The following is a 1,589-nucleotide window of genomic DNA, read 5'->3' on the forward strand; positions in this document are numbered from 1 at the left end:
TAACTCAAACTTCCCACACCAATAAGGTGTGCTGAACCTTGATAACTCTATATTTCAGCCAATAAAAAAGGCATAAGTCCGGTCCATTTGGTATAATGGAGTTGACTAGAAACCAATAACCAAGGGGGATTTATGCCATGTCCATTGTATCACAGAACAACACAAATGAGGTAGCCTTAGTTGATTGCATTCAGAGATTTTTTTCAAAACACCAGGTCGGTAAGCTTCTGAAGAAGTGCAACGGAACGAAAGAAAAAGGTGTTCCAGCCATTACACTGCTTCGCTACAAGCTTGGAAATATCTTTGTTGGCAAAAGTATGTATATGCAGAAGAAAATCGGATCGTTTAAAGAGGAGTTTTCCAAGAATACTTTCTACCGTTTCCTGAATTCCACTAAAACAAACTGGCTTCGCTTTACTACTTTGCTTGCTGCCGATATCATCAACAACGACTTAAAGGATCTGACTTCTGAAGACCGCAAAGATGTATTCATTATCGATGACAGTCTTTTTAATCGTAGCAGCTGTAAGAAAACCGAGCTTGGCTCCAGGGTATTTGATCATGTCGATATGACTTACAAGAAAGGCTATCGAATGCTTACCCTCAGCTGGAGTGATGGAAATACTCTGATTCCGGTTAACAGCTGTCTGGTTGCTTCTTCGAAAGAATCCAATGTAATTGGCCCGGTTAAATCCTTTGACAAGCGAACTATCGCAGGTCAGAGACGAAAACTGGCTCAGACAAAGGCTCCCGAAGTGATGCTGACACTAATTGATACAGCCCTGAAAGCAGGAATCTCTGCCTCCTATGTGCTTTTTGACTGTTGGTTTGCGAATCCGGCACAGATTCAGGCAATCAAAGAAAAAAAGCTTGATGTCATTGCCATGATCAAGAAAAGCAGCCGTATCAAGTACGAATATAACGGCGAAAAGCTCAGCATAAAAGAAATCTACTCCCGTAATAAGAAGCGTCGTGGTCGTTCAAAATATCTGCTTTCTGTAGATGTAATGCTCGGTAAGGAGAACTCTATTCCTGCAAAAATCGTTTGTGTTCGCAACAAGGCTAATCGTAAAGACTGGCTTGCTTTCGTATGCACTGACATGAGTCTGTCTGAAGAAGAAATCATACGCATCTATGGGAAAAGATGGCAGATCGAGGTATTCTTCAAAACCTGTAAGTCTATGCTGAATCTTATTGGTGAGTGCCATAGTCTGTCCTATGATGCATTGACGGCTCATACTGCAATCGTGTTTACACGATACATGCTGCTCGCTCTGGAGCAGCGGCAGAATTCTGACCAAAGAACTCTTGGGGAACTGTTCTTCTATCTTGCGGATGAAATGGCAGATATCACTTTTTCACGCTCGTTTTATATCCTTATGGAAGCACTTGTCGCGAGTCTTCAGGAGATACTGAAACTGACGGACGACCAGATTTCTGAATTCGTTACCGATTTTGAGTCTCGACTTCCGGAATATCTTCAGAAAGCACTGCATCCAACGGTATCAGTGGCATAAATCGCTATTTTGTTAGCTGAAATATAGAGTTTTCAAGGTACAAGTCCCATTTTGGGTATGGGAAGTCTTTAT

General features: G+C 41.8%; 1 protein-coding gene. It reads left to right on the forward strand.

Features of this window, described 5'->3' with window-relative positions; genetic code table 11:
* The first annotated feature begins 137 nt into the window (after window positions 1-137).
* Window positions 138-1,517 carry a transposase gene (locus tag LI164_RS15550; RefSeq protein WP_227087375.1) on the forward strand — a complete coding sequence of 460 codons (1,380 nt, stop codon included), beginning with the start codon at window positions 138-140 and terminating at the stop codon, window positions 1,515-1,517.
* Window positions 1,518-1,589 lie beyond the last annotated feature (72 nt).

The organism is Dorea sp. 210702-DFI.3.125 (assembly GCF_020560945.1).
Lineage (GTDB): Bacteria > Bacillota > Clostridia > Lachnospirales > Lachnospiraceae > Dorea > Dorea formicigenerans.

Excerpts from the sequence above, each read along its gene's own strand:
- LI164_RS15550 (WP_227087375.1), top strand. The coding sequence starts at position 138 with ATGTCCATTGTATCACAGAACAACACAAATGAGGTAGCCTTAGTTGAT.